The sequence below is a fragment of the uncultured Abyssibacter sp. genome, assembly GCF_964000955.1.
In the GTDB taxonomy this organism is placed as follows: domain Bacteria; phylum Pseudomonadota; class Gammaproteobacteria; order Nevskiales; family OUC007; genus Abyssibacter.
Genome location: NZ_CAXFCL010000031.1, coordinates 1 through 3,110 on the forward strand (window position 1 = coordinate 1; position 3,110 = coordinate 3,110).

General features: G+C 67.2%; 3 protein-coding genes. All 3 read right to left on the bottom strand.

Going from position 1 to position 3,110, the window contains the following annotated elements:
• Window positions 1–105 precede the first annotated feature (105 nt).
• Window positions 106–1,002, bottom strand: coding sequence for an AEC family transporter (locus tag ABNS06_RS01245; RefSeq protein ID WP_348672140.1), 897 nt, complete (start codon window positions 1,000–1,002; stop codon window positions 106–108).
• 108 nt (window positions 1,003–1,110) lie between these two features.
• Window positions 1,111–2,415, bottom strand: a complete 1,305-nt coding sequence (locus ABNS06_RS01250) for an adenylate/guanylate cyclase domain-containing protein (protein ID WP_348672141.1) — start codon at window positions 2,413–2,415, stop codon at window positions 1,111–1,113.
• 50 nt (window positions 2,416–2,465) lie between these two features.
• Window positions 2,466–3,110: J domain-containing protein (locus ABNS06_RS01255; protein WP_348672143.1), on the bottom strand; the 645-nt coding region annotated here is incomplete at its 5' end.

A 3,110-nucleotide genomic window follows, 5' to 3' on the forward strand; every position in this document is an offset into this window, starting at 1 on the left:
CGGCGTTACTCGTCGGTTATTTGGAATGACCAAACTTCTCTCCTCGCGCCTTGCCTGGCCTCATTTCAGGCGGCAACTTGGCGGCGTGAATAAATCAGTGCTTCCCTAGAGCATCAGCGTCCACAGCGGCACGGTCAGGAACGACAATGCGATGCCGGCCGCGAGCATGGCCGTCGCCAGCGGTGGTTCCAGCCTGGCGTCGGCTGCCATGATGCCCGCGGTGATCATCGGCGCCATGGCCGACTGCGTGACCGTGACGTCCCGCAGCTGACCGGTGATGCCAAGCGCCATGCCGACGCCGAGCACCAGCGCCGGCGCGAGCAGCAGCTTCCAGGTCAGGCCGGCGGCGATCGGCAGGCGCAGGCGCCAGACGTCGCCGAATCGCATCTGGAAGCCGACCGTGAACAGGGCGACCGGGGTCAGCGTTTCGGCGAGCCGGTCGAGCACATACTCGATCCATGCGGGCCAGCCACCCAGCGCGCCGACCACGAAGGCGGCGATCAGCGCGATGAACGGCGGGAACAGCACCACACGCCGGGCGATGGCACGGGCGTGAATCTGCTGGCCGCTGTAGAGCGCCGCGATCAGCACCCCGAGCGTGGACAGCATCATGAACGAGCCGAGCTGGTCGGAGATCACCGCGGTGCCGATGGCGTCGCGGCCGAACAGCGCCTGGATCATCGGTAGACCCATGAACGCGGTGTTGCCGAGCCCGCAGGTCAGCAACACCGCGCCGGTGCGTCCGCGATCCCAGCGCAGCAGGCGGCCCGTGAGCGGTACGACCACACAGGCGCCCAGCGCCACCATCCACGGTCCGGCGGCGGCGAACAGCAGCTCCGGCTGAAACGGAATCTTGGGAATCTGGACCAGGACCAGCGCGGGCAGGGCGATGCGAATCACCCAGGCATTGAGCACGGCGGGTGAGTCGGCGGGCATCCACCGCCGGTTTGCGAACAGGTAGCCCAGCGCCAGCGCGCCCAGCAACAACGCAAAACTGCTCACGATCCTTGGAATTCCTGCGTGGTCGGGGCGCGGAGACTGACCGATTCCGTCGGAGAAGGCCAGTCGACTTTCGGCGCAGGGCGGGGCGTCGGCAGCCGTGGACGGCGATCAGGCCCGGTGGATCGCGTAGGTCGCGACGGGTGTGTCGATGCCCTTGAGCTGGCGCTGGCCGGAGTCCCTGAGGTTGTACTGGTGCTGGGGCTGAATCTCGGCATGGGTGGCGGCGTCCAGCAGCGCCTCTCCGGACCGCGCCGCGTCGCAAAGCCGTGCCGCCCGGTTGACCACGGCGCCGACCGCGGCGTACTCGAGCCGCGAGGCGCCGCCGACGATACCCACGGTGGCCTCGCCGGTTGCGACGCCGATACCGAAGCCGAGCTGGTGGTGGGCGAGTGACCATTGCTCCAGCATCGGGGCGATCTCGCGCTGCAAATCCCGCGCGAGGGCAACGGCGATCTGCGCATGGTTGTCACAGGGCAGCGGTGCGCCGACCAGCATCAGCACACCGTCGCCGGCATAGTCCTTGATCGTGGCGCCGTGGCGGGCCGCGATCTCGCCGACGCGGTCGTAATAGCTGCGCAGGCCACGGATGACACGTTCCGACGGGATCGCTTCCGCATAGCCGGTGAACCCCCTGACATCACAGGCAACCACGGACAGCTGCACCGTGTCGCTGCCCATCGTCCGCTTGAGTCCCTCGCGGCGGACCAGCTCGGCGACCTGCGGCGCCAGAAAACGCCCCATGAACGCACCTTTCTGGCCTTCCAGAACGTGGAACTGCACCGCGCCGACCAGCAGGATCATCAGGCCTACCGAGGTCGTGTACGCGGCGATGTCCTGACCAACAACCAGGCCCAGCGCGATCAGCGGCGCGCCGATGAGGAACCCGATCAACCGCACCGATTCCGAATACTCCGGACGGCGGAACATGATCAGCCGGATCACGAACGCCATACTGAGCATCGCCATCAGCAACGGTGCGGCGAAGATCATGAACTCCAGCGGTGGCAGTCCCCAGCCATCGGACAGCCCGGTGAGGAAGTATTCGGCCCGCAGCTGGTAGGCGAAGACGCCGAGGGCGAGGTAGAGCAGGGACCAGAACTGGGCGATGCGGACCAGCCAGTCGCCGACGCGGGTGTCGAGATCGCCCGCCGGAATGGTGCGACGAATCTGCAGCAGCCATTGTGCGCTGAAGATCATCGCTGCAGCGTCGGTCAGGGCGCCGATCCCGGCCCAGGGTCCCAGCTCATCGGGCGGGACGGGTTCGATCCACGCGGTGTTGACGTAAATTGATGCGGCGATGCTCGCCAGGGCGCAGGCGAGCATGCGGCTGGTGACGGAGCGACGGTCGGACAGCACGAACGCCAGGGCCATCCCCAGGGAGACGATCGCCAGGACATTCGGGGCTGTATTCAACGGATCCATGGCACTCCCTGAAGCCTGGACGCCGAACCGATCCGCTCAGTCTACGCCCGACCATGCTCCCGGCGGGGGTTGAACGAGAACGCGGCCGCCATTTTCTCGTAGAAATCCTTCTCTTCCTTGGTGTTCGCCGGCGGAGTCTGAATCTGCAGGGTCACCAGCTGATCCCCTGCGGGATTGCCGGGCAGGCCGCGCCCGCGCAGCCGCAGCGACTGTCCGGTCCGTGCGCCCGGCGGAACCTTCAGCGTGACCGTGCCACCCAGCGTGGCGACCTCCAGCTTGGAGCCCAGACCGGCCTCCCAGGGCGTGATCGGGACGGTGACGCGCACGTCGCGACCGTCCAGCTCAAACACCGGATGGGGCTGAATGTCGACCTCCAGTAGCAGATCGCCGCGCTGACCACCGGCGCCCAGGCGCCCCTGACCGGTCAGGCGAATCTTCTGTCCCGACCGCACACCCTTGGGGATCTGGACATCGATCTGGCGCGCGCCGCCGGCGTCATTGACCGTCAGGCGTCGCTTGACGCCGTTGAACACGTCTTCCAGCGACACGGAAATGCGAGCGGTTTGCGGCGATGGCCGTGCCGGCTGGCCGCCGAAGGGGTTGTGGCCGCCGAAATCGCCAGCCTGGAAGCCCTGGCCGAACAGCGTTTCGAAAAAGTCCGAGAACCCGGATGCGCCGCCGAACCC